1 rRNA gene is annotated in these 513 nt (G+C 55.4%); it reads right to left on the bottom strand.

Going from position 1 to position 513, the window contains the following annotated elements:
- Positions 1-513, bottom strand: a 16S ribosomal RNA gene (locus ACT3R7_RS20735); the annotation flags it as partial.

Consider the following 513-nt stretch of genomic DNA (forward strand, 5'->3'; position numbering starts at 1 on the left):
GTAGGTAAGGTTCTTCGCGTTGCATCGAATTAAACCACATGCTCCACCGCTTGTGCGGGCCCCCGTCAATTCATTTGAGTTTTAACCTTGCGGCCGTACTCCCCAGGCGGTCGACTTATCGCGTTAACTTCGCCACAAAGTGCGCTAGGCACCCAACGGCTGGTCGACATCGTTTACGGCGTGGACTACCAGGGTATCTAATCCTGTTTGCTACCCACGCTTTCGCACCTCAGTGTCAGTATCAGTCCAGAAGGCCGCCTTCGCCACTGGTATTCCTCCCGATCTCTACGCATTTCACCGCTACACCGGGAATTCTACCTTCCTCTCCTGTACTCTAGCTTGACAGTTCCGGATGCCGTTCCCAGGTTGAGCCCGGGGCTTTCACAACCGGCTTATCAAGCCACCTACGCGCGCTTTACGCCCAGTAATTCCGATTAACGCTTGCACCCTCCGTATTACCGCGGCTGCTGGCACGGAGTTAGCCGGTGCTTCTTCTGCGAGTGATGTCTTTCC

The sequence above is a fragment of the Halomonas sp. AOP43-A1-21 genome, from assembly GCF_052376775.1.
Taxonomy (GTDB): domain Bacteria; phylum Pseudomonadota; class Gammaproteobacteria; order Pseudomonadales; family Halomonadaceae; genus Vreelandella; species Vreelandella colorata.